Origin of the sequence: Streptomyces albicerus, assembly GCF_008905045.1 — a bacterium.
Taxonomy (GTDB): Bacteria; Actinomycetota; Actinomycetes; order Streptomycetales; family Streptomycetaceae; genus Streptomyces; species Streptomyces albicerus.
On sequence record NZ_VWMY01000037.1, the window covers coordinates 99,318 to 125,549 of the forward strand.

A 26,232-nucleotide genomic window follows, 5' to 3' on the forward strand; every position below is an offset into this window, starting at 1 on the left:
GGCCAGGGGCTCAGTACCAGTGGTTGGCCTGCCAGAACTCCCAGGCGCCACAGGGGCTGTCGTAGACGCTGTTCATGTAGTTGAGGCCCCACTTGATCTGGGTGGCCGGGTTGGTCCGCCAGTCGGCGCCGACGGAGGACATCTTGGAGCCGGGCAGTGCCTGGAAGAGGCCGTACGCACCGGAGGAGGCGTTGACCGCCGTGTGGTTCCAGCCGGACTCGTGATCCACGATGTTGCTGAAGCACTGGAACTGGTCGCCGGGCACCATCTGTGCGGCCATCGCCTGAATCTGAGCGACGGTGTACGAGCTCTGGACGGGGAAGCCGGACGCGTCCCGGGAGGCCGCTGCCTTGGCCTCGGCGCGCTCCTTGGCCTCCTGTTCCGCCTGCTCGGCGACCTGTTTCTTCTCGAGCGCGGACTTGGCGGCGGCCTTGCGGGCCGATTCCTCGGCGTCCTTCCGGGCGCTCGCGTCGGCGGCGATGGCCTGGACATCGGCCTGCCGCGTCAGGGACGCGGTCTGCACTTGGGCCTGGTGAACCGCCGGTATGTCCGTGAGGAGCGTGGTGTCGGCTGCCGTCGCCTCGGCGTCGTCGGGCTCCGCGGCGCTGCCCGAGGCAACACCGACGACGCTTCCGACAGCGGTGACCGCGGTGGCAGAGGCCACCGCGAGTCCCCGGACCGAAATCGGGCTCACACGTTTTCCTTCCGGTTCGTCCGTAGGCTCGTGCCGCGGCTGTCGCACCTATCTCGCCTGCGGGGCCCGGCAGTTGGAACACTCTGCCGTGCCGGCGCAGACGGTGCAATCACGAAGTAGGTGTGAATGCTCACACCTGATGTCAGCTGTGTAGTGCTCGCGAATCCTGAACCCTCTGCCCTGTTCGACCCGTGTACGTAGTGGTTCGGTGACCGTGACGGGGACAGGACTCACATCGACTCCCTGACGCCGGCCGGACCGCTGTGGTGGGTGGAGCGGCCGCCCTCATGTCGGGGGAAGAGCATGAGGACGACCGCCCCGTCCTGCGGCCAGGTCAGCCAATCAAAACCCTGACCGCAGGAGTTCCTCTCTGGGACAACGGGATGGGAGCCGTGGCAGGTTCACGGACGGGACAACACAATCGCGCCGGACGTCTCCGGCTCCTCTGCCGACGCATTCGTCCCCAAGGCGGCCGTCGGCCGGGCACGCCTCGCCTGCCGCGAAATCCCCCTGGTGAAAGGGCTGTCGGCTGGTCCGGCGTCCTTGATCCCGCACAGATCGGAGTGCCAGTGACAAACGACTCGAAGGCGACGCACGGTCGGGAACCGCTTCCGGAAGCCGCCCGACTGCGGCGGCACGTGGAGTTCCTCGCCGCCGAGCCACGCAGTCGGCTGCGAGCACCTCGGGCGATGCAGCGCGCCGAGGCGTACGTCCATGACGAACTGACCGCCGCGGGCTGGCTGGTGGAGCGGCAGCCGTTCGACGCACGCTGGCAGATCGGCTCGACGGACCGGCACGGCCACCGGGCACTCGCCCTCAAACCGCGGCTCCACCGGCGCCTGCGCGGCGCGAACCTCATCGCCTCGCTGCCCGGGTCCGGCGACGGGCCGGCCGTGCTGGTCGGTGCCCATCTGGACAGCGTCAGCGGCAGTCCGGGCGCGGACGACAACGCCTCGGGCGTGGCGGTGCTCCTGGAAACGGCACGCCTGCTGTCCGAGGCACCGGTTCCTCCGCGCGTTGTCCTGGCCGTGTTCGACATGGAGGAACTCGGACTGATCGGCGCCCGACAGGCGGCCCGTGAACTGGGCCGCCGCGGCGGTGTCCGGGGGATGATCTGCCTGGAGTCGGTCGGCTACTTCGTGGACGACCCGGGCACACAGCGACTCCCCGCCGGCTTCGAGCGGATCTTCCCCGAGGCGTCCGACGAGGCCCGGGCGGGCGGTCACCGGGGTGACTTCACCCTCGTCGTGCACCGGCGCTCCTCGGCGGGGGCGGCCGAGGTGTGGAAGCGGGCCGCCGCGGCGGCGTCTCCGGCGGTCCCGGGTCTGCTACTGCGGGATCCGCGCCCCGACGGCCTGCTGGGCCTGCTCATCGGACTGGCCGTGCCACCCGCGGGCCACCTGGGGCGCAGCGACCACGCGCCGTTCTGGAACCGCGGGATCCCCGCGCTGATGCTCACGGACACCGCGAACTTCCGCAATCCGCACTACCATCGGTCGACGGACCTGCCGAGCACGCTCGACTACGAGCGGCTGGCCACCGTCACCGCGGCCACCGCCGCGACCGCCGTCTCGTGGCCCGATGCCGGACGTACGGTGTGAACATGTCGCCCGGCATGCGACCGCTGCCGACCTCGGTCCCCGGGATGTGGAACTCACACCTTGCTGTGGCAGTATGTGTTCGTACCAGCGCGACACATATGTCGCAGTGGCGCTCCTCCGGAGGCTCCATGTCCGCACCACCCGAACCCGCCACCCCTTCCACGAACCATGCTCTACCTCTCGGCGAGAACCCGGTGGCCGTTCTCGAGGCCGCCGCGTGGGCCATGGCCGCGATCGTGAGCACCCAGCGGCAGGCGCTGTCGACGCCCCTCGCGGACGTGCTCGCGTGCGATCCACAGCGCACCGCGGTCCTGGAGAGCCTGGGCCTGGTCCGCCGGGGTCCCGATGGATTCGTCGTCCACCCCTCGCTGGACCAGGCGGACGCGGCGACGGCGCGCAGCGCGGTGGAGGCGAGGCTCAGCTCGCTGCAGCAGGCCGTCTCGGCCGCCGTCTCCGACGTGGCCGGTACACCGCAGGGTGGTTGGGGAGCGCAGACCGACGAGGTGCTGCTCAGCCAGGGAAGGGCCTCCGCCGCGACCGGCCGCGCACTCGCCGCGAAGATTGTTCCTCGGCTTGCCGGGTGCGCCGAGCGGCTGGCGGCCGAGGGCAGCCGCATCCTCGACGTGGGCACAGGCGTCGGCGCGCTGGCCTTGGCGCTGGCCGAGGGCTTCCCCAAGGCGCGGGTGGAGGGCATCGACGTAATGGAGCGGGCGCTGGGTCTGGCGCGGGCGGAGCTGGCCGCGGCGGATCCGGCGGTGGCCGCCCGGGTGTCCCTGTGCCGGCGGGATGCGGCGGACGTGTCGGAAACGGAGACCTACCAACTGATCTGGCTGCCGGCGCCGTTCCTGTCGGAAGAGGCGCTGCGGGCCGCTCTGCCCCGGCTCGTCGAGGCCCTGGTGCCGGGGGCGTGGCTCGTGGCGGGGACCAACCCTGTCGCCGATGACGCGCTGCGCCGCTCCGTCGGGCGGTGGACCGCGGTGCGCGGCGGCGGCAACTCCTTCGACGCGGCGCGCATGAGTCAGGAGCTCGACGCGCTCGGGCTGGAGGAGACGAGGACCTTTCCTACGGTTCCGGGCGGCCCCGTGCTGGTCGCGGCCCGGCGCCCAGAGTGCTGAGTCGTTCACCCCGAGCCTGGTATGTCCGCGCCGTGCGAGACCGGTGGGGTGTCGCGTGCCGCCGGAGGTTCCGCTCGGGAACTGCTCGGAGGCCACTGCGGTGTCGGTGCTCGGCGACCGTTCCTCAGGGACCCTGGAGCAGATCCGTGGCGGCGGCCTCCCAGTCGATCTCGGCGAGCTCGCGACCGGCGGGAACGAGCTCGTAGGTGTACTCCAGCCACTCCTCCAGCGGTGGCACGGGCAGCTCGAACAGGGCTGCCATGTCCCTGGAGGCCAGCTGAAGCCACGCGGTGGCCCGGTCCTCGGAGTGCTTCGGCCACATCTGGACGTCACCGAGGCCGCTCGCCGAGTACAGCCCCTGCTGGAGGAGGTCGCGGCCGATCCGCCACAGGACACGCGGGCCGCCCTCGATGAGGAGCTCCAGGGACACGACCAGAGGAGCCCTCGGATCGAACCGGAACTCCGCCCTGATGGTCTGCCGGGCGGCGACGTCCAGCACGCGCTCGATGTCCAGGATCAGCTCAGGAGGGGCGTGCGCCGCCAAGCGGGCCTGTACACCTGGTTGGTTGCTGCTCATGGCGGATGGTCCTTCCCCGTGACGAAAGCCGGCCCGACCCAGCCTCGTCCCTGCGGGAGCGTCGTACATAAGTCACTTGACCGTCGAACCTCGCCGACTTCGACGGTGCGTCGTGGTGACGGACGAGCACCGGACGGACACCGGTCCGTATCGGGGCGCCCTTTCCGGGGCGGCCTTCCCAGGGGCGCTCGGCCCTCTTGGGCGCTGCGGGCCGCCAACATTAAGTCATTCGACTGTCGCCCCTGACCTGCGCCTGAACGATCCTGAAACGGTCGCCCGCGTGCCAGAGCCGGGTGATCGTCATGCTCGGAGGGGCCAGCCGTGAACCACACTCCCGTCGTCTTCATCCATGGCACCTGGCTGCACGCGCTGTCCTGGGAGTCATGGGCGGAGCGCTTCGCCAGCCGGGGGTTCCTCGCCTTCACGCCCGGATGGCCGGGGGAGGTGGCCACTGTCCCGGAGATGCGCAAGTCTTCCGAGACGCTCGCAGGCATCGGCCTGGACGTACTGACAGACCACTACGCGGAAATCGTGCGTTCATTCGAAACCGCGCCGGTGATCGTCGGCCACTCGGTCGGCGGCCTCATCGCGCAGCATCTCATCGGCGCCAACATCGGCCGCGCCGCGGTGGCCATCGCACCCGCCCCGATCAACGACATCCTGCTGCCGGACGCCCCGGCCCGGTTGTGGACCCCTGGCCGGGCCGACGACGCCGAACCCGAACAGCTGGTGCCCCTGTCTCCGGAGCAGTTTCACGATGCCTTCGCGAACACCGTCGCGGCGGAGGAGTCCGACCGGCTCTTCGAGCGCTACGTGATGCCGACGCCCCGCCGTCTGCTCGCCGACCTCGGGTACGCGGGCGCGGTACGCAGCCCGCGTGCCGTGGTGGATGCCGGCAACGCGGACCGCGGCCCGCTCCTGCTGATCTCCGGGCAGGAGGACCTGATGGTGCCCGACTCCGTCACGCGCGCGGTGTACAAGCAGTACGGCGACTCCACGGCCGTGACCGACCTCAAGCAGTTCGCGGATCGCGCGCACTCTCTGGTCATCGACAGCGGGTGGAGATTCGTCGCCGACTACGTGCTCGGCTGGCTGGACGAACGCGGTCTCCGCGCGTACCCGGCATAGGGGCTCGGCGTGCCGCCGTCACACGTTCTGGTCGCCGGGGATCTTGCCCAGTGCGTCGCGGAGGGCGGCGCGTGAGGTGATGCCGAGTTTGGGGAAGACGCGGTAGAGGTGTGAGCTGACGGTGCGGGGGGAGAGGTGCATGCGTTCGCCGATCTCTTTGTTGGTGAGGCCGCGGGCGGCGAGGTCGGCGATCCGGCGTTCCTGCCAGGTCAGTTCGGCGAGGTGTGCGGATGTGGTGCGGGTGGCCAGGCCTGAGGCTCTCAGTTCGGCTCGGGTGCGTTCGGTCCAGGTGGGTGCGCCCAGTCGTTCGAAGGTTTCGGCGGCTTGGATGAGGAGGGGGCGTGCGGCTTTGGGTCCGTGGGTGTGGCGTTGGCGGATGCCGTGGGCGAGGCGGATGCGGGCGTGTTCGTAGGGGAAGTGGGGGGCGGCGGGGTGGGTTTCGGCTTGGTGGTAGAGCTGGTCGGCTTCGGTGGGGTCGGGGGTGGTCATGGCGAGGGCGCCGTGGGTGATGAGGGCGAGGCGGGGGGAGATGTGGGGGAGGCCGGCGTGGTGGGCGGCGAGGGCGTGGGTGCGGGCTTGTTCGGTGCGGCCGGTGTGGAGGGCTGCTTCGACGAGGTCGAGGAGGGTGCGGGGGGCTTGGTAGGCGTAGGGGGTGAAGGTGCCGGGGGGTGTGATGCCGATGGCGTGGAGGTAGGCGGCTTCGTAGTCGCCTTCGGCGAGGGCGGCGGTGGTGCCGATGGCGTCGGTGGTCTGGGTGAGGAAGCCGATGCCGCGGGGGCGGGCCCAGGTGTCGACGGTGGCCTGCAACTCCCGGGCCCGCTCCACCTGACCGCGCATCGCGGCCAACAGACCCAGATACGCCCGGGTGTGATGACCAAGCAACAGGTACCCGTGCGTTGTCGTCAGCTCCAGGCAACGCTGTCCGGTGCGCTCGGCCTCGTCCCACTCGCCGACCGCCATCTGGTCCAGCATGATCAGGTGGAGCGTGGTCATGCTGTTGCGCACGAAGCCCGTCTCGGCCTCGTGGTCCACGGTGCGCTGCAGATGCGTCCGGTACCGGCTGAGGGTGTCCACGTGGTAGGCGGCGACGGACAGTCGGGTGATGTCCCAGGGCTCCATGTCCGCAAGGCCGGCGAACTCACGCTCCACCCGCTCCCCTACACCGGCACCGTGCCGGACCACGTCGCCCCACGCGTCGCGGTAGATCAGCGAGCGCGACGGGGCCAGATCGCCCAGTGAGCCGAGCAACGCGCGGGTCTCCTCCCACTGGGCCGCGTCACCGGCGTACTGGTCGATCGCCAGCAGCAGGTTCACGAGCCGTGTGAGCACCTCGGACGGCTGGTGCGGTGCGTGGTCGCGCAGGTTCTCGATGGCTGCCGCCACCTGGCGGTGCGAGTGCCGCACGTCTCCGTCCTCGAACAGCGCCATATAGGCCGACGTGACCACAGAGGCCGGCGACTCTTCCGTGCCCGGTGCCCGGTCGGACCGAAGGAGCTGCTGCGCCTGGTCGAAGAGCCCCGCGTGTCCGGCGACGAAGGCCGCGTCGCCGAGCCTGCGGGAACGATCCTCGTGGTTCTCGCTCAGTTCCGCGGCGCGGGTCAGCCAGGCGACGGCGGCCACCGCGCCGCCGCGCCGGGTCGCGGACTCGGCCGCCGCCTCCAGCGCGGCCGCCACCTCCTCGTCCGGGTCGACCGTCGAGGCCGCCAGATGCGTGGCCCGCCGCTCGACGTCGTCGCGGTGCACCCGGGCGAGGGCCGCGTGCGCCGCGCGCCGCTGGTTGGGCGTGGCCGTCTGCACCACGGTGGAACGCACCAGCGGGTGCCGGAAGACGAAGTCGCCGCTGAGCGGGTCGATGCCCAGCAGACCGGCCGCCACCGCCTCGTCGGCGTCGCGCATGCGGTAGCGCCCCAGGCCGGGGGCGGGCACCGTTCCGGGTGTCGCTCCGACACCGTCGAGGGCGCCGCGCAGCAGCTCCTCACGGACGTCGTCGCTGAGCTTTTTGACACGTGTGCCGTATACGTGTTGGAGCCGCCGGGGCAGCGTAAGTGAGGCATCGTGCAGTCCGAGCACCCCGGCGGTCGTGAGTTCCGCGTGACCGACGCGGATGTGGGTGGGCAGTTCGAGCAGGGCCAGCGGGTTTCCCCGGGCCTGGTCAAGGACCAGACGGCGGACAGCTGCCTTCAGATCCGGGTGGCGCAGGTCCAGAAGCTGTCGCGCGGCCGTGTCCGACAGGGCCCTGACCGGCAGTTCCGGCAGGGCGGCGGTGTCGAAGCCCGATGAGATGTCCGAGCGCAGCCCGATCACGAGCTTCACCGAGCTGCCGGTCAGCCGGCGCCCCACGAACCCGATCACCGCGATGCTGGAAGTGTCCAGCCACTGGCCGTCGTCGAGGACCAGCAGCAGTGGCTTCGCCGAGGAGGCCAGGGACAGCAGGTCAAGGATGGCGATGCCGAGCGACATCACCGACGGCGGCTTCCCGCCGCTCCGCCCGAAGGCGGTGTCGAACACGATGCGGTGCACCTGGTCCAGACTCTCGACGGAAGGGAGCAGGGAGTGGAGCAACTGGTGCAGGCCGGCGAACGGAAGCCCCGACTCCGCTTCGACCCCGGCGGCCCGGATCACCGTGTGACCTGCCTGCGCCGCCACTTGGGCGACATGGTCGAGCAAGGCGCTCTTGCCCACCCCCGTCTCCCCGTTGAGGACGAGCACCTGCCCCTCGGCGGCCGTCACGAACGCGGACAGCCGCCCTCGTTCGCCGTCCCGGCCGATCATCGTCATGAGCGACTCCACGGCACCCCACTCCCCTTCACCACCGAACCAGCAACGTATGCGTCTTCGAGCCTATGTGTGCGGAGTCATGTTCTCTCGGCGAAGCGATCCGCAAGGTGCCGCAGGCCGTCGGACGAACCGGTCCCGTACATCCGGAGGCCGCCCGACTTCCGCCGGATCTTTGGACCGGTGGCGCGGGTCGCCGATCCCGCACCGACACAGATACGTGTCGACCACCACGTCGGCCGCCCGCCCCGGGATTAGTCGTGCCTGCCGGTGCGAGGCCAGGCCAGGTTCACCAGCTCGGGCAACAGCGGCACCGCCCGTCCCCGCGGCTGGTCCTGGCGCAACAGGCCTTCGTCGGCGGCCCGTTGGAGGAAGGCGCCGAGCTCGGCGATACATGCGTCGCGGCGCGCGTGGCCGGCGTCGTCGGCGAGCATTTGCGGGTGAGGTCGACGGGCCATGTGCGGTTGACGGCGATGATGTTCTCGACGTAGCCGACGTAGCGATGCAGGGCGACAGCACCCCGGCGCTGCACGCAGCCGAGCGTCCTCGACGGCCTGCTCGAGGGACACCCTGGCGGCCCGGCCGCGTCCCGGACAGATGAACCTGCGGGCCATCCCCTCTCGTCCTCTTAGGGAAGTGTGAGGAGAGGTGGCACATGCTCGCGTACGACATCCAGGGCAGCGGGCCCGGTCTGGTCCTCCTGCCCGGTATCGGGGGCACCGCGGCCGGGACCTGGGAGACGCTGCTCGACGACCTCGCGGCCGAGCACACCGTCGTGCTTGTCGACCTCCCCGGATCGGGTCGCAGCCCGCTGCCCGCCGGCCCGCTGGAGGTGGGTGCCGTGGCCGACCAGGTGGTGCTCACCGCTCACCAGGCCGGGTTGAGCGACTTCGTGGTCGCCGGAGCCTCGCTCGGCGCGGCCGTCGCCGTCAAGGTCGCCGCCCGCCATCCCGGCCTGGTCCGCGGCCTGTTCACCCTCTCCGGTTTCGCCCGGCCCCGCACCACGCTGTGGCTCAGTCTGGAGATGTGGGCGTCGTTGCACGCCCGTCACGACGACGAGCTGAGCGACTTCCTGGCCTCGCTGTGCTTCTCCGAGGACTACCTGGCCGCGCACACACCGGAAGCGGCACGACACCGGACCGCCCGGTTGGTGGGATCCGCTCCCGGCACCGCCCAGCAGATCGCCTTCGCCCTGGGCATCGACGTCCGCCGAGACCTCTCCGCAGTTGCCGCCCCCACCCTGGTCGTCGCGGCCACGGGCGACCAGTTCGTGGCCCCGGAGCACTCGGTGCAACTCGCGGACGGCATACCCGGCGCACGGTTGGCCGCGGTCATGGGAGGGCACGCGGCGGCGTTCGAGGAGCCGGTGCGGATGCTGGAGATCCTCAGCGGATTCCTCCGTGACGTCCATCGGCCCCACCCCGAGGCCTCCTGCACCCATGCCGCCAAGTGGCCGGCGGGGCCGAGGCTCCTGCCGGCCGTTCCGGCTCCCCGCCGTCCCCACCAACGTTGACCTCCACAGGAATCCGAGCTCATGCGCGTTCATTTCGTCGTCCACGAAGCGTTCGAGGCTCCCGGGGCCTACGCCCGGTGGGCCCTGGACCGGCAGCACACCGTCACCTACTCCCGCCTCCACGCCGGCGAGAGTCTCCCGTCGGCAGCCGAAGACATCGACCTGCTCATCGTGATGGGCGGCCCTCAGTCCCCGGCCACGACCACCGCCGAGTGCCCGCACTTCGACGCGGTGGCGGAGATGTCATTGATCGCCTCCTGCGCGGCGGCGGACAAGGCCGTCGTCGGCGTCTGCCTCGGAGCACAGCTGCTCGGCGAGGCGCTCGGGGCTCCCTGTCTGCGCAGCCCGGAGCCGGAAGTCGGCTCCTTCCCCGTCACGCTCACCGAGGCCGGCCGCCGGCACCCACTGTTCGAGGGCTTCGACGCGAGCTTCGACTCCGGGCACTGGCACCACGACATGCCCGGACTCACGGCCGACGCGAGGGTGCTGGCCGCCAGCGAGGGGTGCCCCCGGCAGATCGTGGCGTACGGCAGGTTCCTGTACGGGTTCCAGTGCCACCTGGAGTTCGACCGTGACGTCGTCGAGGCCCTCATCGAGTCGGCGGAGGGGGAACTCGCCGCGCTCGCCGACCACCGCTTCGTCCAACGGCCGGAGCAGCTGCGGCGCAACGACCACCGTGCGATGAACGAACGGCTCGAAGTGTTTCTGGACCGGCTGGTCGCCGACTACACGGCGGCCTGACCTGTGCCACCCATCTCGAGAATACGTATCTCACCGGCGGAGCTGGTAGCGGCTCACCAAACGCTGAGTGGACGGCACCGTGTGTGGCACATCAGCCCCTGCCCGGCGCGGCAGGACGGCGCCTCGTGGCATCACCACCGGAGAGACACCGGAGAGAGACCGGAGCATCGATGAGATCGGACGCACTCTTCAACCGGCTGCGCATCCTCGAAGCAGCGACAGAGGTACTCGCCGCTCCCGGCGACACCTCGTTCAAGTCCATCGCGCGCAGAGCGGGCGTGGGCCAGGGGACCATCTATCGCCACTTCCCCACCCGGGAGTCCCTGGTGCTCGAGGTGTACGGGGAGGAGGTGGACGAGTTGGTGACCGCCGTGCCCGCCCTTCTGAGCACCCTGCGCCCGCCGCTCGCCCTGCGCGCGTGGCTGGAGCGCCTCCTGAGTGTCGGCACGCGCACGCCGGAGTTCGCGGACGCCATGAGCGGGGCAACCGGCGTGCTGACGGAGCAGCACCGGCAGGCGTACCGGCCGCTGCTCGATGCCCTTTCGGCGCTGGTGGACGCCAACAAGGCGAGCGGGACCATCGTGCCCGGCACGACGGCCGACGACTTGCTCCTGCTGCTCGGTCCCCTGTGGCGCGTCGGCGCGGACGACGAGGAGCGCGCCAGATCGGGGCGGCTCTTCGACGTGCTCATGCGGGGGCTGTGCCCGTCGGGCGGCACACGCGAGGCCTCCGTTCCGGAGGGAGCTCGGCACGTGGGGTGAACCCTGCCGGGTGTCCGGAACGTTGTGCGGACCGGGCTCGGGACCACGGTCCTGATCAAGACCGTGTGACGCCCGGTCAGTAGACCTCCTCGCCGGGGAAGAGGGTGAGCAGCCGCACGGTCTCCACATACAGCCACGACAGGCTCAGGGTGAGCCCGAACGCAGCGAGCCAGGACTGGTCCCGGGGCGCGCCGTACTTGATGCCGTCCTCGATCTTCCTGAAGTGGAGGGACAGGAAGGAGGCCGCGAGGACGACGCCCATGAGGGCCATGAAGACGCCGAGGCCGGCGGGGCGCAGGCCCAGGATGTCCGCGCCCGTGAGGGGGAACAGAACCAAGTCCGCCAGGGCGAGGAAGCCCAGTCCGAGCAACGCGGCTCCGACGAAGCCGTGGAGGCGGCGGTTGACTCGCATCCAGTGCAGTTTGTAGGCGAGGAGAGCTCCTGCGGAGGTCGTCATCGTCCCCAGCACGAGCTGGACGAAGACACCCGGTGAGAGGTGGCTGGAGACCGTGGTCGACAGCACGCCGAGAAACACACCCTGGAAGGCGGCGAACGTCAGGGGCAGGGTGGGGGACGGCGGTTTCCTGCGGCACTGGATCACCACCAGCGCCGCGGCGACCAGTCCTGCGCCGGCAGCAATACCGTAGGCCGCGGCCGCACCGATGGAAACGTGCGGCAGCAGCGTCCACGACAGCGCGGCCGCGAGCGCCGTCACCCCGAGCCCCGCCAGCGCTCGGGACAGGACGTCGTCCATCGTCATCAGGTCACCGACGGAGAAGGGCAGCGGAGCGGAATCGTCCTCGTGGACCTGGTCCAGGTCCTTGCCCGTCCGGATCCGGCTCTGCGCGGCGGCGATCCCTGCTCGGGGGTCCCTGGCCGCCGTCTTCTGCCCGCCGCGCCGCCTGAACTGAGGCCGGGCGAGTATCGGGTTGCTGCTCTTCAACGAACGCTGCCGCTCGACCGGTGTCACGCCAGATCCTCTTCTCCGTGTCAGACGTACCGCCACCCGAGACCCCGCCGGCGGCGAGGCGGGTGCCGAGGAGCTCGCCAGAGGCGTCGGCTGCCGTCAGCCTGCACTTCCGGACAAACCACGCGCATCAGTCACTTGACGGTGGATCCGAGGTGTACGTCCGAACCGCGACAGGCAGTCACGGCAGCTCGAGTCCCGGCTCCCGGGCGCCCGTCTCGGGGACACCATGGCGATGCGCAGGGCCGCTCCGAGTTCTCAAGTCCTCAGCCCTTGAGTCCGTAGAAGTGCATCGGGGAGTTCGGCTCGAAGCCGATGCGCGGGTACACGGGTGCCCCGGCGACGGTCGCGTGCAGGGTGGCCCGGGTCAGTCCGGTGGCGCGGGCGCCCTCGTACAGCGCCTGGCGCGTCACCGCCTCGCCGTAGCCTCGGCGCTGCTGTTCGGGGTCGGTGGCGACGAGCACGACGAAGAGCCGGCCCTGTGCCTCGACCGTGGCGGCGCAGGCGACCGGGGTGCCGTCCCGCAGCGCCAGGTAGGCGTACACCTCCCGCTTCCACAGCGCGGAGCCGACCAGACCGTCGCGGCCGTCCTCCAGGGGCATGCCGTAGGCACGCGAGTTGAGGTCCGCGTAGGCCCGCAGGTGTTCGTCGGTGGTCACCCGCTCGAACGTCAGGTCCGGATGGTGGGGCTCGGGAATGGGCAGCAGGTCGCCGGCCATGCCGGTGCCGGGGAAGGCGTAGGCCAGGCCCGCGCGCTCCGCCGCCTCCTCCAGTGCCGCACGCGCGTCGTCCTCGAGCAGGTCCTCGAACAGCCACAGGAAGCCCGGCTGCTTCTTGGACCGCATGATGTCCGCCGCCTGTTCCAGGCGCTTCTCCAGGAGTGGCGCCTCGGCCCCGACCTCGGTCAGGGTGATCGCGTTCCAGAAGGCGAAGCGGCTGTCGGCCCAGCGGACGGCGACACCCGGCAGATCCCGTACGTCCGACTCCTTGTTCCGGTCGAGCACCATGGCCCGCCAGACCGTGGACAGTTGTGCCACGGATTCGACCGCGGCCGTCAGGTCCGTCACGGCAACCCCTCACTCTTTCGTGTGTGAAATGTTCCTGCGTCCGGTACGACGATCCCCACCGTTCAAGGTGTTCAGACACCGCCGTACACGTATTGCGCCTTGTTCCGGACAGTCCCGGACTCCCGCTCGGTTCCGCCCCCACAGCGGGTCGAAGCGGGAGCCCGGGGGACGACCGCCCGCAGAGTCACCACGCCGAAGCGGCCGTCGCGTTCCCGCCCCAGCCGATCGACAGCGGGAACCTGCCGCTACTGACACGTATCCGGGACGGTCTCCGGTTCACTTCCGGGCCCGGAATCAGGCGGGCGTGATGTTGTGGTTGAACCGGAAGACGTTGGCCGGGTCGTAGCGCTTCTTCACCGAGGCGAGCCGGTCGAACCGCTCCGCCCCGTACACCGCGCGCACTCCCTCGGTGTCGGTCGCCTCGTCCGGCGAGAGGAAGTTGACCATGTTCCGCTCCGCTGCCCAGGGCGCCAGCCCGTCCACGAGCCGCGCCAGATCGGCCCGGAGCGTCTCCGCCTGGTCCGGAGCACCCACCGCGAACGCGAAGACGACGTACGGAAGACCACGGCTGGGCACCGAGTTGGGGAACTCCGGTTCCCGGTCGAAGGCGCCGCCGAGTGCCCGGATCTCGACGTTCGCCAGGGTGCATCCCGACTCCGCGCCGGTGAGCTCCACGAACGCCTGAGCCGTCTTCTCGGAGAACTCCTCCAGGCAGACACTGCGATCGAAGTACGGCATCGGGTCCACCGGATCCATGTGGATCTCCCCGATCGAAGCGAAAGGCTTCTCCCCCACCAGGTCGATCAGCACCGGGGCGGCCGCCCGCAGCGGAGCGACCAGTTGGCCCCCGTCGGCCGCCGACCCCAGGTGGCCGATCCGCAGATGAACCACGAAGGCACCACGCAGCGGCTCGGGCAACGCCGGGACGTCGGGCAGGCGCTGGATGCCTATGGACGAGGTCGTCTCCTCCCCCACCGTCGGAAGCCAGGCACGCCAGGCCTCAAGCACCTCGGCCAGGTGCTCACCCGCGAAGTAGATGCCGCCGCCGTAGAAGCGCGAGACCGGGAACACCTCGAACTCGATCTCGGTCACCACACCGAAGTTGCCCTTGCCGCCCAGCAGTGCCCAGAACAGGTCCGGTTCGCTCTGCGGTGTCACACGGCACAGTTCTCCGTCCGCCGTGACCACGTTCAGCCACCGCACGTGGTCGGCGGCATAGCCGAGCGTGCGTCCCAGCAGCGGGCTCTGACCGCCTCCCAGCGTGTATCCGACGACGCCGACGTCCGGCGCCGAGCCCACGATCGGGGCCAGGCCGAACTCCGCCGTGCGAGGCAGCACGTCGCGCCAGCGCACACCCGCCTCGACCCGCACGGTGCTCTCCTGCGCGTCGACAACGACGCGCTTCATCCGCTGCGTTGTGATCAGCAGCCCGCCCTGGGCCGAGGAGACCATCTGATGGGCCGCGGACTTCACCGCGACCGGCAACCCGTGGCGCACGGCGAACCGGACCGCCGAGCGGACGTCGAGCTCGCTGCTCGCCCCGACCACGACGGCCGGCCGGAGGCCACAGGCCAGGTTGAACGTGGCGCACTCCGCCTCGTACCCCTCCGATCCCGGCTCCAGAACCGGGCCCTCCACGGCTTGCCGCAGAGCCATCACATCCTCCGGGCCGAAGATCGCATCCGCCATACCGGACCCGTCCGCACTCATCCTGATCACAACCTCACTCACACACACGGAACGCACTCGCGAGGCGTCCCGCATGAAACGGCAGAAGACAGGCCACGGGCGCCGCAACCTGACGCCACTGAAACGTGCCGGACGCCTCCGCGGTTCACATCAACATGTCCAAGCACGTGTAACACGTGTGCCGTCTACGGGCATCCGGCATCTCACCGATGCCGCCGGCGAGCCGTTGATCGCTGGGGATCAGCTCGGCCGACCCGTACGCGCCGCCGGGCTCGACCGGCCTGCGCCTCCCCGAAGCCCGTCAAGCCCACCGAGATGGGCGAAATCTGGACGTCCTTCAGTCCGCAGTGATTGCATGGGCCGCACGGAGCCGGGTGCGGGCGCAGCCAGGTCGGCGGACAGCATCAGGCCTCCAGACGTCAGCCGTTGGAGGCAGCTCGATGAATGACCTGGACTCGACCGTCTGTCCAGCCTCTGCGCGGCTGGTCGGACGCGGCCGGGACCTTGCGTTCATCCACTCCTTCTTCGGCAATTCCGAGGTCCACGGGGCGGCTCTGCTGCTCTCGGGCGAGGCGGGGGTGGGCAAGACCGCCGTGCTCGACGCGGTGGCGACCGCCGCCGCGGACAGCGGCGTCCGGGTTCTGCGCGCGGCCGGTGTGCAGTTCGAGGCGGACATCAGCTATGCCGGTCTCAACCAGCTCCTTGTGCCGCTCTTCGACGACTTGGACATCCTGGACACCGTCCACCGCGACGCGCTGCGGGTCGCCATCGGCATCGGCGGCGGGCCGGCGCCCGACCGTCTCCTCACCTCCACCGCGGTTCTGCTGCTGCTCCGGCTGATATCCGCCCGGACGCCGCTCCTGCTCGTCGTGGACGACCTGCCGTGGCTGGACCGGGCGACCAACGCCGTGCTCGGCTTCGTGGCCCGGCGGCTCGTCGGCAGCCGCATCGGCTTCCTCGCGGCCTCCCGCACGGGCTCCGACAGCTTCTTCGAGTCCAGCGGTCTGACCGAGCGGCGGCTGGAGCCGCTGGACGACGCTTCGTCGGCCAAGCTGCTCGCCCTCGCGCACCCCGACGTCTCCCCCGCCGTACGGCGCCGCATCGCTACCGAGGCACGCGGCAACCCGCTGGCGCTGGTGGAGCTGCCGACGGCGCTCTCCGCCGAGCAGCGCGCGACCCTGGCGGCGGTGCCCACCGTGCTGCCCCTGAGCGAGCGGTTGCAGGCCATGTTCGCCTCGCGCGTGGCCGGTCTGCCCGACCGCAGTCGGCACATGTTGCTGCTCGCGGCCCTCGACGGAACCGGTGACCTGGCCTCCGTCGAGGCCGCCGCGTCCGACCGGGCCGGTGTCGACGACCTCACCCCGGCGGAGCAGAACCGGCTGGTGACGATCTCGGCCGACAACCGGCGGCTGTCCTTCCGGCATCCACTGATCGGTTCCGCGGTGGTGGAGCTGGCGACCGCCGGCGAACGCAGACGAGCCCATCAGTCGCTCGCCGACGTGCTCGGCGACCAGTTGGAGCGCCACGCCTGGCACCTGGGAGAGGCGGCGGTAGGCCGGGACGAGACGGTCGCGGCCCTGCTGGAGGAGGCCGCGCGCCGCCGGCTGCGGCGCGGCGACGCGCTCGGCGCGGTGGCGGCGCTGACCCGTGCCGCGGGGCTCAGCCCCGCGGCGTCCGACGAGAGCCGTCGGCTGGCCGAGGCGGCCTATGTCGGCGTGGACTCCGGCGGAGAGCTTGAGGACGCCTCGCGACTGCTCGCCGGAGCCCAGGCCCACCCCACCGGGCAGCAGTCGCTGCACGCGGCGGCCGCATCCGCGTTCCTGCTGATCAACGGGGACGGCGACATCGACACCGCGTACCGGCTGCTGGTCGGGGCGATCGAGTCCGGGGAGCACGGCTACGACGCCTCGGACGATGCCCTCATCGAGGCCCTGCACGTCCTGGTGCTGCTGTGCTGGTACGGCGGTGACCCGAAGCGGTGGGAGCCGCTGCTGGCGTTCGTGGACCGGCTGACCCCCGAACCGCCCGAGCTGCTCTGGGTGCTCACGCAGACCTTCGCCGACCCGGCGCGCACCGGTGCCGCGGCGCTGCCCCGCCTGACGAAGCTGATCGCCACCGTGGGGGACGACCCCACCCGCGTGATCCGCGTCGGCACCGCCTCGGTCTTCCCGGACCGGCTCGGAGACTTCCAGTGGGCCACGCGCCGGCTGGTGGAGCAGGGCCGCGCCGGTACCGCGCCCGTCCGCCGCCACCTGGGCGCGCTGATGCACCTGGGCCTGGACTACTTCCATCTGGGCCGGTGGGACGACGCCGCGCAGCTGGCGGCCGAGGGGCTCGCCCTGTGCGAGAACCACGACTACCGGTTCTTCGCGTGGTACTTCCAGTACATCCAGGCCGCCGTGGCCGCGGCGCAGGGCGACGCGGAGACCAGTGCCGCGCTGACCGAGGAGATCGTCCGGTGGGCGTTGCCCCGCGGGACGCACGGCGCACGGTTCTTCGCCTGCCACGCCAGGGCGCTGGCCGCCCTCGGCAGCGGCGACTTCGAGACCGCCTACCAGCATGCCTGCACGCTCGGCCCGCCCGGGACCGTGGCCCCCTACGTCCCGATCGCCATGTGGGGCACGATGGACCTGGTCGAGGCAGCCATCCGGACCGGCCGGGAGAAGGAGGCCGCGGCTCACGCGGCCGCGATGCGTGCGTCCTCAATGGCCGAGCTGTCGCCCCGGCTTGAGCTGCTGGTGCTTGCCTGCGAGGCGCTGACCACGCCCGGGAAGGCGGCGCTTGCCCTCTTCGAGCGGGCGCTGTCTCTGCCCGATCCGGAACGCAGGCCCTTCGACGTGGCGCGGGTGAGGCTCTTTTACGGCGAACGTCTGCGGCGGCTTCGGGCCACGTCGGAGGCCCGGGAGCAGCTGGCCCGGGCACTGGAGGCTTTCCAGCGTCTGGGTGCCAAGCCCTGGGTGGCGCGTACCGCTGCGGAGCTGCGGGCCGGCGGCCAGTCCGCGCCGACCGCCGCCCGGCCGGGAGCCGCGGCGCTGACCGCTCAGGAACTGCAGATCGCCAGGCTCGCGGCGACCGGACTGACCAACAAGCAGATCGCCGAGCGGCTGTTCCTGTCCCATCGGACCATCGGCACGCACCTGTACCAGATCTATCCCAAGCTGGGCATCACCTCGCGGGCCGCGCTGCGGGACGCGCTCTCCGGACTCGACGCGAACGGCGACGGCTGACCTCGGCGGGCGAGGACCTACGACTTCGTCGTTCCGTCAGTCATTTGACGTATGCCGGGCTCCGGCCCTCCGCGCAGAGTGGACGCGGGGATGTCCTTCCGGGCCGTCCTCTCCCCCGGTGGCCGCACTTGACGCCACCCTGCACCACGAGAGGGGAACCGGAATGTCCGGTGCCTCGGACAGCCATCCGGACATCCACTGGCCGTCGGGCTTCTCACCCGACCAGGCCCACAGCTTCTGTCAGGCGCAGGCCGTCGTGGACGCTCCGCCCGCCACGGCCTTCGCGCTGCTCACCGATGTGGCACGGTGGCCGGAATGGGTTCCGGGCCTTACGGAGGTTCGGGCCGGGCCGCTCGCCCGGAACTTCGAAGTGTGGTTCCACGGCCACCGGTTCGAGATCTTCCTGGGAGAGCATGTGCCGCACCGCCGGCTCGGGTGGTCGGGCATCGGCGCCGGTGTGCAGCTGTACCAGGCCTGGCTGCTCACCCCGGTCGAGGGCGGCACCCATGTGGTGACCGAGAACGTGGTCCGCGGCCCCGCCGCCAAGTCCCTCACCGTGTTGTCCCCTCTGTGGGCGCAGCGCTTGAACTCCCTGTGGGGCACCCAGCTCAAGAGGCTCTCGGAGACCGCCCCGGAGGACGACGGCGCGTAGCCGGCACCAGCGAGCACCGCGGGCGTCCCCATATACCGCCGGCCGTCGCCCCGGTGAGGGCGTTGGCCGGTCGAAGGGGTCTCCGCCGCCCCGGCGACGGCAGCGGAGATCCCGGCCGCTCGGACCCGTTCCGGACGAGGTGCGCGGTCAGCTCTTCAACCGGTGCGGATGCGCGGGGTACACACCCAGGATGCGCACCTCGGTGGAGAAGAAGCGCAGCTCGTGCAGGGCGAGGGCGACGCGCTCGTCGTCGGGGTGTCCCTCGATCTCTGCGTAGAAGCGGCTGGCGTTGAGCCCGGCGCCGATCTGGTAGCTCTCGATCTTGGTGAGGTTCACGCCGCTGCTGGCGAAGCCGCCGAGTGCCTTGTACAGCGCGCTGGGGATGTTGCGGACGCTGAAGAACAGGCTCGTCATCGTCGGCTCCCCGGTGTGCGGGGCCAGGGCGGCGTCCCGGGAGAGGACGACGAACCGCGTGGTGTTGTCCGGATCGTCCTCGACCTCGGCCCGCAGCACCTCGAGACCGTACAGTTCAGCCGCGGCGGGCGGGGCGAGCGCCGCGTGCCGCGGATCGCCCAGTTCGGCCACCTCGCGCGCCGCTCCGGCCGTGTCGTCGCTGACGAGAGTGCGCCAGCCGCCTTCCCGCAACACCTTGCGGCACTGTCCCAGCGCGTGCACATGACTGCGTACGCACTCCACCTGGTCCAGCGTCGCGCCGGGCACCCCCATCAGGTCGAAGCGGATGGCGAGGAAGTACTCGGCGACGATGAACAGCCCCGACTCCGGCAGCAGGTGATGTACGTCCGCGACCCGTCCGGCCGCGGAGTTGTCCACCGGGATCACGGCGACGTCGGCGGCGCCGAGCGTCACGGCGTCCAGGGCCTGCTCGAAGCCCGTGCAGGCCAGTTCGCCGCCCTCGGGGTAGAGGGCACGCGCGGCGGTTGCCGAGTTGGATCCGGGTTCACCCTGATATGCGGCGGTCGTCACCGTGTTCAGCCTTCCTGGGGGAGGTCCTGTCGTGAGGCAGCAGAAGCTCCGTCGCGTACCGCACCTGCTGAAGTATCGGTGAACCGGCCTCGATCAGGTTAACCAGCGGGTGTCGGCCGCCGCTCCCAGTTGACGCCAACGTGTGTTCGTACGCCGCAGCGACCACATGGTGGACGGTGTTGCCGGCTCGTCCGACGTGCGCGGCAAGCCGCTCCTCGACGGACGCGGGCAGGCCCTGCCGGACGGACGGGGCACCGTGCAGGGCCGCGGCCAGGCTCAGCCGTTCGTCCTGCAGCACGGCGGCCAGTTCCGCGGCCACGGCGGTGGACGGCACCGGCCGCCGGGGCGCGTCGGCCGCTCCACCCGCAGCCGGGGCGGCCAGTACGTCGGTCATGCGGCGGGCCGTGCCCAGCGCCAGGGCGGCGACCGCCGTCCAGAAGAAGGCCGCGTCCCCGGCCCCCAGCGGTGTGCCTGCCGCGTGCGTGACGAAACCGGCCGGCACGTACACGTCTTCCAGGCGGAACGCGGGCCCGGTCCCGGCGGTGAGGCCGCCCGGAAGCACCTTGGCGGCCACCACGAAGAGGTCGGCAGTGCTGTACCTCGCGGGTGCGAGTGGCAGGACCAGCCACGGGCCGGTTCCGTCGTACGCGGGCAGGCACCACTGTCCGGACAGCGCGAAGCCACCGGGGGTCGGCCGTGCCACCGGCCCCGGAGAGTCGGCGTGGGGGACGGCGGTGGTGAGCGGCGCGGACCAGTTCCAGGTGCGGGTCAGGGCCTGCCAGGCCGCGGCCGGGTCGGAGTGCCCCTCCGACTCGAAGAAGGCGAACACCCGGGCGAGAGCGGTGTCGGGCCCGAGCAGCTTCGGGTGGTCACCGTACGTGGACGTCGTCATGGGCCTAGGCAGCTTGCTCACCGGCCTCGGCTCCGGCCGTCGTGAGGACGACGTTGTGCAGCTCCTCGCCCCGCTCGTAGCGGTGGAGCTGCCGCCGAAGGAAGTCCACGGTCATTGGGGAGAAGGCGTCGGTGAACGCTGCCACGTGTGGGGTGATGAGAGCGCCGGGCAGGTTCCACAGCGGGTGGCCGGGCGGCAGCGGTTCCGGGTCGGTGACGTCGAGCGCGACCCGGAGCCGCCCCGCCCGTACCTCACGGACCACCGCGCGGGTGTCCACGAGTTCACCGCGGGCCACGTTCACCAGCAGCGCCCCGTCCTTCAGCAACGCCAGCGCGTCCGCGCCGAACATGCCGCGCGTCCGGTCGGTCAGCGGCGCGCACAGCACCACCGCGTCCACGGTGGGCAGCAGCGTGGGGAGTTCCGCCGCCCCGTGCACACGTCCGGCCGGTGTGGTGCGCGCCGTCCGGGCCACGAGAACCGCCTCGCACCGGAACGCGCCGAGCCGGGCGGCGACGGCCGCGCCGACCGCGCCGTAGCCGATGACCAGGACGCGCTTGCCGGCCAGCGCGGGCCTGACCTCGGGCCGCCACTCTCCCCGGGCCTGATGGGCCGTGAACTGGTCGAGCCCCCGGCACAGGGCCAGCAGCAGGGTGACCGCCAGCTCAGCGGTTGCCTCGCGGTGCACTCCGCGCCCGGTGGCCAGCCGGGTTCCGGGGGGCATGGCACCGAGCAGCGGCAGCATGTGGTCGTAACCGGAACTGAGCAGTTGGAGCACCTCCAGGTTGCGCATCCGCGGCAGTACGGGGCCCAGGACGCGTTCGGCACCGGGCGCCGGAATGCCGGCGATGAACCGGACGTCGCCGGGGTCGCCGGGCAGCGGGCCCGATCCGTCCCAGTAGGAGTAGGAGAGCCCGTCAGGCAGGCCGGGGATCTGGCTTCGTCGATAGGGGAGCCAGACGGACATGCCGTCCTTCATCGTGCATCAGCTTCTTCCCGCGGCGGGATGTGCCGGACATCCTCGGCCGGCATGTGGTCGTTTACTCACATGTGTGGACGTACGTGTCACGGTCCGGGGTTCACGTGAGACTCGCCACTCGCACGTGTGTGGCTCCGATCGGAACCGACCGCCCACTCAACGCTTGACGTCGTAAACGCGGTTGGTGAGGGTTTCGACTGCCGGCCTCCAACTGCTCAGACCCACATTGGCGGCGATCGCCGCAAGAGCGTCCGGGCCCGGATGATTACCGAGCGCGTGAGGGCCGTCCTGCGCCATGGCTGCCGGCAGACAGAGAACAGCCGAGGTGGAGGCGAAGGACCGGCCGATCGGGTGGATGTTCTCCCCGGGCTCGGCCGACACGTTCGGCTCGACAACAAGACAGCTTCCGTCGTCCGCGAGGGCCTCTTCCGCGCGCCGGAGTGCCGCACCGGGATCACCGAGATCATGGAGGCAATCGAAGAACGTGACGAGGTCGTAGTCGCCACCGGGGAAGTCATGCGCGGCGGCGACCTCGAACGTCACGCGATCACCGAGGCCCGCCTCCGCGGCCAGCTTTCGGGCCGCTTCGACGGAGGGCTCGTGGAAGTCGAAGCCACGAAAGCGGGACTGCGGAAACGCCTTGGCCATGAGCACGGTCGAGTGGCCGAAGCCGCACCCCACATCGGCGACCGAGGCGCCCCGCCGAAGCTTGGTCTCGACACCCTCCATGGCGGGCAGCCACTCCTGAACGAGGACGGCGTCGTATCCGGGCTTGAAGAAGGCGGCAACGCCCTCCGCCAATTCCGGTCCGTAGTCCCGCCAGCTCACGCCGCCACCGCTCCGGTAGGCGCTCGCCAGCGCCTCTTCGGCGCCGTAGAGGGCCTTCAGCATGGTGAAGCCACCGGCGACGTACGTCGGCAGGGAGGGATCAGCCAGTACAGCCGCATGCTCGTCCGGCAGAACGTACGTGTTCGTCTCGGGGTCGTGCAGTACGTAGGCACCGGCGACCTGCGCCGCCAGCCACTCCCGGACGTACCGCTCGACGAGCCCCGACTTCTCGGCCAGTTGGTCCGAGGTGAGCGCCCCTGCCCCGGACATCGCCCTGTACAGCCCGAGGCGGATGCCGAGAGATGTCGACACCCCCGCGAAGGCCGCCGCATTGTCGGCGACCACCCGCTCGAGGAACTCCGTCACGCGCTTCTCATCCGGCATGTGAGCACCTTTCACCATGGCTGTGCTGAAGCAGAACCTTTCTCAGCTTCGCAACGAGTGGGGTTCCCCTCCTGGTTCACACGTCTGTCCCGGTCTCGCCAGACGGCAGAATGAACGGGTGAACCCGGCGCAGACGACTTCGCAGCAGACCCGGCAGGACTCGCCCCACAAGCGGGCCGACGCCCGCCGCAACCATGAGCGGGTCTTCGCGGCGGCGCTGGAGGTCTTCGAGGAGTTCGGGCTCCAGGGCACGGTGCCGCAGGTCGCCGAGCGCGCCGACGTCGGGAAGGCCACGGTGTACCGCAGCTACCCGACCAAGGAGGACCTGGTGGAGGCGGTCGTGCGGTACCGGCTGGCGGAGTTGGCCCGCGCCACCGCGCCCGTCCTGGCGGAGGCCGAGACCGCGCGGGCCTTCGACACCTTTGTGATCCTGCTCTTCGAGAACCTCGCCCGGGACCGTCTGCTGTCGGAAGCGCTCGCGGAGGGGCGGTCGACGACGCACACCGGTCCCCTGCTGCAGCGGCTGGCCGCTCTGATGGACGCGGCCAAGAGCGCCGGCCGGGTCCGCCCGGACGCCGGCCCGCTCGATCTGCGTGTGGTGCTGTGCGGCATGTGTCTGCAACTGGTCAATCTCGCGGAGCGGGATCCGGCGCTGTGGCGCCGGTACGGCGAACTGACCCTCCAGGCGCTGCGGCCCTGAACCGGCCGCGGCCTCAGCGGTCGAGCCACACGGCCGAGAATCGCTGCGCGGCGTCCTCGCCCGTCCGGGCCGCGCGGAAGACCTCCGCCCAGGACGCCACCGCCGGACGGCGGCGCAGCAGCGCACGGCGCTCCCGCTCGGTCATCGCGCCCCACACGCCGTACTCCTCGCGGTGATCCAGGGCGTGGGCGAGGCATTCGAACCGTACCGGGCAGTCGAGACACACGGCCTTGGCCTCGTTCTGGGCGGTTCCTTCGACGAACATCCGGTCCGGCTGCGTTCGGCACAGGCCTCGGCCGGTCCAGTCCATGCCCACCTCGCTTCCCAGCGGTCCGCCTGTTGGGCGCCGCCTTTGCGTCCGTACACACATGTAGATAGACACGTATGAGACTAGCTCACATGTACAGAACCCGGCGCCAGTACTCGTACGGCACGACCAGGCCCCACCCCTCGCGCGCGTCGCCCGGGACGGCGAATTCCACGCCGCGCGCGGCGACGATGCCGGCCCGTGCGGACGGCCCGTGCGGACGGCCCGTCCGGCGGGCGCTCCGTCCGGTACCGGGGTCTCCGCGCCCGCCGGGACCCTGGTACATACCTGGCCACGCAACAAGAACTTTTCGGCCATACCGGGTGACGAATTCCCGAGGGGGCATCTAGTCTTCTGCGTGAGGTGTGAGCGACCGATTGGCCGCCGGCCGTGCTGTCATACATACAGCCGCCCGGCATGTGGCTGCCGGGGACGACGTACCCTCACCATTGCGCCTGACGTGATCCGTACGCACGGATGAGAGAGCGTTCGGGGCGGGCCGGTTCGGCGGTGAAGGGAGTGGGGGCGGTGGAGTCGATCGCCGGGGCCATGGTCGGCCGGGAAAGCGAGCAGGAGGTGCTGTCGGCGTTCGTGGCGGCCTCCGGAGGGCAGGCTCTCGTCCTGCGCGGTGACGCAGGTGTGGGCAAGAGCGCCCTGCTGGACCACGTCGTCGAACTCGCGACGGCCGAGAAACACAGGGTGATCAGGGCGGCCGGCGTCGAAGCGGAGTCCGAACTGCCGTTCGCCGGTCTGCATCAGTTCCTGTATCCGCTGCTCACCTACATCGACCGGCTGGACGACGCGCACCGGGGGGTCTTCGACGTCGTCTTCGGCCGGGGCGAGGGCACACCCCCCTCGGTCATGACGCTCGGGATCGCCGTCCTCGACCTGCTCTCCCTCGCGGCGTCGCAGCAACCCCTCCTGCTGGTGCTCGACGACGGCCAGTGGCTCGACACCTCCAGCACCGAGGTGTGCGGTTTTGTGGGGCGCCGGCTGACCGGCAGCTCGGTGAAGCTCGTCGTCGGCCTGCGCTCCGAGGTTCCCTCGGGCTTCGACACGGCCGCGCTGCCCGAACTGGCGGTGACCACGCTGTCGGAGAAGGTCTCCGAACAACTCCTGGACAGGCACCACCCCGGGCTCGATGCTCAGATCCGCCGTCTGGTGCTGGACGAGGCCCAGGGCAATCCGTTGGCGCTGCTGGAACTGCCGCCCTATCTGCGCGGCGGCCATGCGGGACGCAGTCCCGGGGCACTGTTCGGATACACCGGCATCCCGCTGCCCCAACGCCTGCAGCAGGTGTACGGCGCGCGCATCAAGTCCCTCGGCGAGCCGGTGCGCGCCGAGCTGCTGCGCGGTGCCCTGGACGGCGTCGGAGCGGGCACGGCGGCCGACCGCACCCGGGGCACGCGCTACCGCATGCGCGACGCCGACGAGGCCGCGGACTGCGGTCTGCTGGACATCGACCCGCTCAGCGGCGACTTCGTCTTCCGGCACCCCCTGGTGCGCTCGACGGTCGTCCAGGCGGCCACGCCCAACGAGCGGCGCGCGGCGCACGCGGCCCTCGCCCAGGTGCACCGCGACGACATCGAGCGGCGGGCCACGCATTTGGCGGCCTCGACGGTCGACCCGAACGAGCAGGTGGCGGCCGCACTGGAGGCAGCCGCGGACTCCGCCACCCGACGCGGCGGCGCCATTGCCGCCATGGCCTGGCTGACCCGCGCCGCGGAGCTCAGCGAGAGCCGCGAGGAGCGGTCCAGACGGCTGGGCAGCGCGGCGCACGTCGGCGCGCACGCCGGCCAGTTGGACCGGGTCCGGCAGTTGGTCCGCTCGGACACCGGGTCCGGCACCAGCGATTCCCCGGCCGCGGTGGTCGCGTCGGGCTATGTCGCGTCCCTCGAGGACGGGGACCTGCTGTCCTCACGGCGCCAGGTCTTCGCGGCGATCGAGAACATGCGCGACGGCGGGGTGCGGGAGCCGGACGAGGTGCTCACGCACTTGGTCGACCTGCTGCTGGGGATCAACCTGTACACAGGTGACGAGGACGGGTGGGAGCGGACTCATGAGCTCCTGGACTCGCTGGGCGACCTGGTGCCCTCGTACTCGCGCGTCTACCAGGACGCCTGGAGCGACGTGGTGCGTCGCGGCGCCGGTGTACGGGAACGGGTGGAACGCGCCTTCGCCGGTCTCCCCGACCTGGAGCCGTGGGATGTCGCCCGGCTGGGGGTCGCCGCCCACCGCGTGGACACCCTCAGCCGGTACCGGACGCATCTGCAGCGCACCGTGGACCGCGAGGCGGAGACGGGGTCCCTGATCAACGTCATGTCCATGCTGCACATGATCATGATGGACCAGATGATGGTCGGCGAGTGGGACGAGGCCGAGCGCACCGGACAGCGTTGCCTGGAGCTGACGACAAGGCACCGGCACACCCTGTTCGTTCTTCACGCGCAGGCGCAGCTGGGTCTGTTGGCCGCGATGCGCGGTCAGGTGGAGCGGGCCCGGGAGTTGCAGGCCACCGTCGACACTTGGGCCCGCCCCCGCGGCATCGGCTTCCTCACCCAGACCGCCGACGCCATCGGCACCACCGCCGCCCTCGCCGAAGGCGACTACGAAGCCGCCTACCTCCACGCCATCGGCATCACACCCCCCGGCAC

Annotated in this window: 23 protein-coding genes; 10 read left to right on the forward strand and 13 right to left on the reverse strand. The window is 70.9% G+C overall.

Going from position 1 to position 26,232, the window contains the following annotated elements; translation table 11 throughout:
• Window positions 1–10: 10 nt before the first annotated feature.
• Window positions 11–694, reverse strand: a complete 684-nt coding sequence (locus GAS53_RS31355) for an aggregation-promoting factor C-terminal-like domain-containing protein (RefSeq protein WP_192583354.1) — start codon at window positions 692–694, stop codon at window positions 11–13.
• Window positions 695–1,263: 569 nt separating this feature from the next.
• Here GAS53_RS31355 and GAS53_RS58050 point away from each other — a divergent pair.
• Window positions 1,264–2,295, forward strand: a complete 1,032-nt coding sequence (locus GAS53_RS58050; protein ID WP_151481111.1) for a M28 family peptidase — start codon at window positions 1,264–1,266, stop codon at window positions 2,293–2,295.
• A 128-nt stretch (window positions 2,296–2,423) separates the two neighbouring features.
• A complete protein-coding gene (locus GAS53_RS31365; RefSeq protein WP_151481112.1) occupies window positions 2,424–3,410 on the forward strand; it encodes a class I SAM-dependent methyltransferase in 987 nt (328 codons plus the stop codon).
• A gap of 124 nt (window positions 3,411–3,534) precedes the next feature.
• Here GAS53_RS31365 and GAS53_RS31370 read toward each other — a convergent pair whose 3' ends face one another.
• Window positions 3,535–3,987: an SsgA family sporulation/cell division regulator gene (locus GAS53_RS31370; protein ID WP_151481113.1), complete on the reverse strand. Its 453-nt coding sequence runs from the start codon at window positions 3,985–3,987 to the stop codon at window positions 3,535–3,537.
• Between the two features lie 321 nt (window positions 3,988–4,308).
• Here GAS53_RS31370 and GAS53_RS31375 point away from each other — a divergent pair, with 321 nt between their 5' ends.
• Entirely contained in the window at window positions 4,309–5,115 is an 807-nt protein-coding gene (locus tag GAS53_RS31375; RefSeq protein ID WP_151481114.1) for an alpha/beta hydrolase, read from the forward strand.
• Window positions 5,116–5,133: 18 nt separating this feature from the next.
• Here the strand turns inward: GAS53_RS31375 and GAS53_RS31380 are convergent, their stop codons facing one another.
• A complete protein-coding gene (locus GAS53_RS31380) occupies window positions 5,134–7,887 on the reverse strand; it encodes a helix-turn-helix transcriptional regulator (protein ID WP_151481134.1) in 2,754 nt (917 codons plus the stop codon).
• 257 nt (window positions 7,888–8,144) lie between these two features.
• Window positions 8,145–8,348 (reverse strand): hypothetical protein, encoded by a 204-nt coding sequence (locus tag GAS53_RS58055; protein ID WP_318723269.1) that lies wholly within the window; start codon window positions 8,346–8,348, stop codon window positions 8,145–8,147.
• A gap of 197 nt (window positions 8,349–8,545) precedes the next feature.
• Between GAS53_RS58055 and GAS53_RS31390 the strand changes: the two genes are divergently transcribed.
• From GAS53_RS31390 to GAS53_RS31400, 3 genes are all read left to right on the forward strand, one after another.
• Window positions 8,546–9,403, forward strand: a complete 858-nt coding sequence (locus GAS53_RS31390; protein ID WP_151481115.1) for an alpha/beta fold hydrolase — start codon at window positions 8,546–8,548, stop codon at window positions 9,401–9,403.
• Between the two features lie 21 nt (window positions 9,404–9,424).
• On the forward strand, window positions 9,425–10,144 hold the full coding sequence (locus GAS53_RS31395) for a glutamine amidotransferase-related protein (protein WP_151481116.1): 720 nt from the start codon (window positions 9,425–9,427) through the stop codon (window positions 10,142–10,144).
• Window positions 10,145–10,314: 170 nt separating this feature from the next.
• On the forward strand, window positions 10,315–10,905 hold the full coding sequence (locus GAS53_RS31400) for a TetR/AcrR family transcriptional regulator (RefSeq protein ID WP_151481117.1): 591 nt from the start codon (window positions 10,315–10,317) through the stop codon (window positions 10,903–10,905).
• Window positions 10,906–10,981: 76 nt separating this feature from the next.
• On the opposite strand, the gene GAS53_RS31405 is transcribed toward GAS53_RS31400, so the two are convergent.
• The 3 genes from GAS53_RS31405 to GAS53_RS31415 all read right to left on the reverse strand — a co-directional run bounded on the left by GAS53_RS31405 (window position 10,982) and on the right by GAS53_RS31415 (window position 14,649).
• Complete coding sequence (locus GAS53_RS31405) at window positions 10,982–11,875, reverse strand: Bax inhibitor-1/YccA family membrane protein (protein ID WP_151481118.1); 894 nt, start codon at window positions 11,873–11,875, stop codon at window positions 10,982–10,984.
• Between the two features lie 263 nt (window positions 11,876–12,138).
• Window positions 12,139–12,939 (reverse strand): GNAT family N-acetyltransferase, encoded by an 801-nt coding sequence (locus GAS53_RS31410; protein ID WP_192583355.1) that lies wholly within the window; start codon window positions 12,937–12,939, stop codon window positions 12,139–12,141.
• Between the two features lie 294 nt (window positions 12,940–13,233).
• Window positions 13,234–14,649: an FAD-binding oxidoreductase gene (locus GAS53_RS31415; RefSeq protein WP_225859193.1), complete on the reverse strand. Its 1,416-nt coding sequence runs from the start codon at window positions 14,647–14,649 to the stop codon at window positions 13,234–13,236.
• 419 nt (window positions 14,650–15,068) lie between these two features.
• Here GAS53_RS31415 and GAS53_RS31420 point away from each other — a divergent pair, with 419 nt between their 5' ends.
• Both GAS53_RS31420 and GAS53_RS31425 read left to right on the forward strand, forming a co-directional pair.
• Complete coding sequence (locus GAS53_RS31420; protein WP_151481119.1) at window positions 15,069–17,855, forward strand: helix-turn-helix transcriptional regulator; 2,787 nt, start codon at window positions 15,069–15,071, stop codon at window positions 17,853–17,855.
• Window positions 17,856–17,973: 118 nt separating this feature from the next.
• Complete coding sequence (locus GAS53_RS31425) at window positions 17,974–18,507, forward strand: SRPBCC family protein (RefSeq protein WP_225859194.1); 534 nt, start codon at window positions 17,974–17,976, stop codon at window positions 18,505–18,507.
• Window positions 18,508–18,654: 147 nt separating this feature from the next.
• Here the strand turns inward: GAS53_RS31425 and GAS53_RS31430 are convergent, their stop codons facing one another.
• The 4 genes from GAS53_RS31430 to GAS53_RS31445 form a co-directional block, all read right to left on the reverse strand.
• Window positions 18,655–19,491, reverse strand: a complete 837-nt coding sequence (locus GAS53_RS31430) for a prephenate dehydratase (protein WP_151481120.1) — start codon at window positions 19,489–19,491, stop codon at window positions 18,655–18,657.
• A complete protein-coding gene (locus tag GAS53_RS31435) occupies window positions 19,466–20,383 on the reverse strand; it encodes a hypothetical protein (protein ID WP_151481121.1) in 918 nt (305 codons plus the stop codon). Before GAS53_RS31435 ends, GAS53_RS31430 begins: the two co-directional genes overlap by 26 nt.
• Window positions 20,384–20,387: 4 nt before the next feature.
• Window positions 20,388–21,359 (reverse strand): NAD(P)-dependent oxidoreductase, encoded by a 972-nt coding sequence (locus GAS53_RS31440; RefSeq protein WP_151481122.1) that lies wholly within the window; start codon window positions 21,357–21,359, stop codon window positions 20,388–20,390.
• Window positions 21,360–21,515: 156 nt separating this feature from the next.
• Entirely contained in the window at window positions 21,516–22,571 is a 1,056-nt protein-coding gene (locus tag GAS53_RS31445) for a class I SAM-dependent methyltransferase (protein ID WP_225859196.1), read from the reverse strand.
• 118 nt (window positions 22,572–22,689) lie between these two features.
• On the opposite strand from GAS53_RS31445, the gene GAS53_RS31450 reads away from it, so the two are divergent.
• The gene (locus tag GAS53_RS31450) at window positions 22,690–23,271 is read left to right on the forward strand and encodes a TetR/AcrR family transcriptional regulator (protein ID WP_225859197.1); all 582 of its coding nucleotides are present in this window, start codon (window positions 22,690–22,692) and stop codon (window positions 23,269–23,271) included.
• 13 nt (window positions 23,272–23,284) lie between these two features.
• On the opposite strand, the gene GAS53_RS31455 is transcribed toward GAS53_RS31450, so the two are convergent.
• A complete protein-coding gene (locus GAS53_RS31455) occupies window positions 23,285–23,581 on the reverse strand; it encodes a WhiB family transcriptional regulator (RefSeq protein ID WP_151481125.1) in 297 nt (98 codons plus the stop codon).
• A gap of 85 nt (window positions 23,582–23,666) precedes the next feature.
• The gene (locus GAS53_RS31460; protein ID WP_151481126.1) at window positions 23,667–23,864 is read right to left on the reverse strand and encodes a hypothetical protein; all 198 of its coding nucleotides are present in this window, start codon (window positions 23,862–23,864) and stop codon (window positions 23,667–23,669) included.
• Between the two features lie 263 nt (window positions 23,865–24,127).
• Between GAS53_RS31460 and GAS53_RS31465 the strand changes: the two genes are divergently transcribed.
• A partial coding sequence (locus GAS53_RS31465) for an AAA family ATPase (RefSeq protein ID WP_404829311.1) occupies window positions 24,128–26,232 on the forward strand: 2,105 nt, incomplete at its 3' end.

Coding starts and splice junctions, on each gene's coding strand:
- GAS53_RS31415 (WP_225859193.1), bottom strand. CDS start 14,649: ATGAGTGCGGACGGGTCCGGTATGGCGGATGCGATCTTCGGCCCGGAG.
- GAS53_RS31445 (WP_225859196.1), bottom strand. CDS start 22,571: ATGCCGGATGAGAAGCGCGTGACGGAGTTCCTCGAGCGGGTGGTCGCC.
- GAS53_RS31435 (WP_151481121.1), bottom strand. CDS start 20,383: ATGACGACGTCCACGTACGGTGACCACCCGAAGCTGCTCGGGCCCGAC.
- GAS53_RS31460 (WP_151481126.1), bottom strand. CDS start 23,864: ATGTACCAGGGTCCCGGCGGGCGCGGAGACCCCGGTACCGGACGGAGC.
- GAS53_RS31365 (WP_151481112.1), top strand. CDS start 2,424: ATGTCCGCACCACCCGAACCCGCCACCCCTTCCACGAACCATGCTCTA.
- GAS53_RS31455 (WP_151481125.1), bottom strand. CDS start 23,581: ATGGACTGGACCGGCCGAGGCCTGTGCCGAACGCAGCCGGACCGGATG.
- GAS53_RS58055 (WP_318723269.1), bottom strand. CDS start 8,348: ATGGCCCGTCGACCTCACCCGCAAATGCTCGCCGACGACGCCGGCCAC.
- GAS53_RS31390 (WP_151481115.1), top strand. CDS start 8,546: ATGCTCGCGTACGACATCCAGGGCAGCGGGCCCGGTCTGGTCCTCCTG.
- GAS53_RS31395 (WP_151481116.1), top strand. CDS start 9,425: ATGCGCGTTCATTTCGTCGTCCACGAAGCGTTCGAGGCTCCCGGGGCC.
- GAS53_RS31420 (WP_151481119.1), top strand. CDS start 15,069: ATGAATGACCTGGACTCGACCGTCTGTCCAGCCTCTGCGCGGCTGGTC.
- GAS53_RS31370 (WP_151481113.1), bottom strand. CDS start 3,987: ATGAGCAGCAACCAACCAGGTGTACAGGCCCGCTTGGCGGCGCACGCC.
- GAS53_RS31440 (WP_151481122.1), bottom strand. CDS start 21,359: ATGAAGGACGGCATGTCCGTCTGGCTCCCCTATCGACGAAGCCAGATC.
- GAS53_RS31380 (WP_151481134.1), bottom strand. CDS start 7,887: ATGATCGGCCGGGACGGCGAACGAGGGCGGCTGTCCGCGTTCGTGACG.
- GAS53_RS31400 (WP_151481117.1), top strand. CDS start 10,315: ATGAGATCGGACGCACTCTTCAACCGGCTGCGCATCCTCGAAGCAGCG.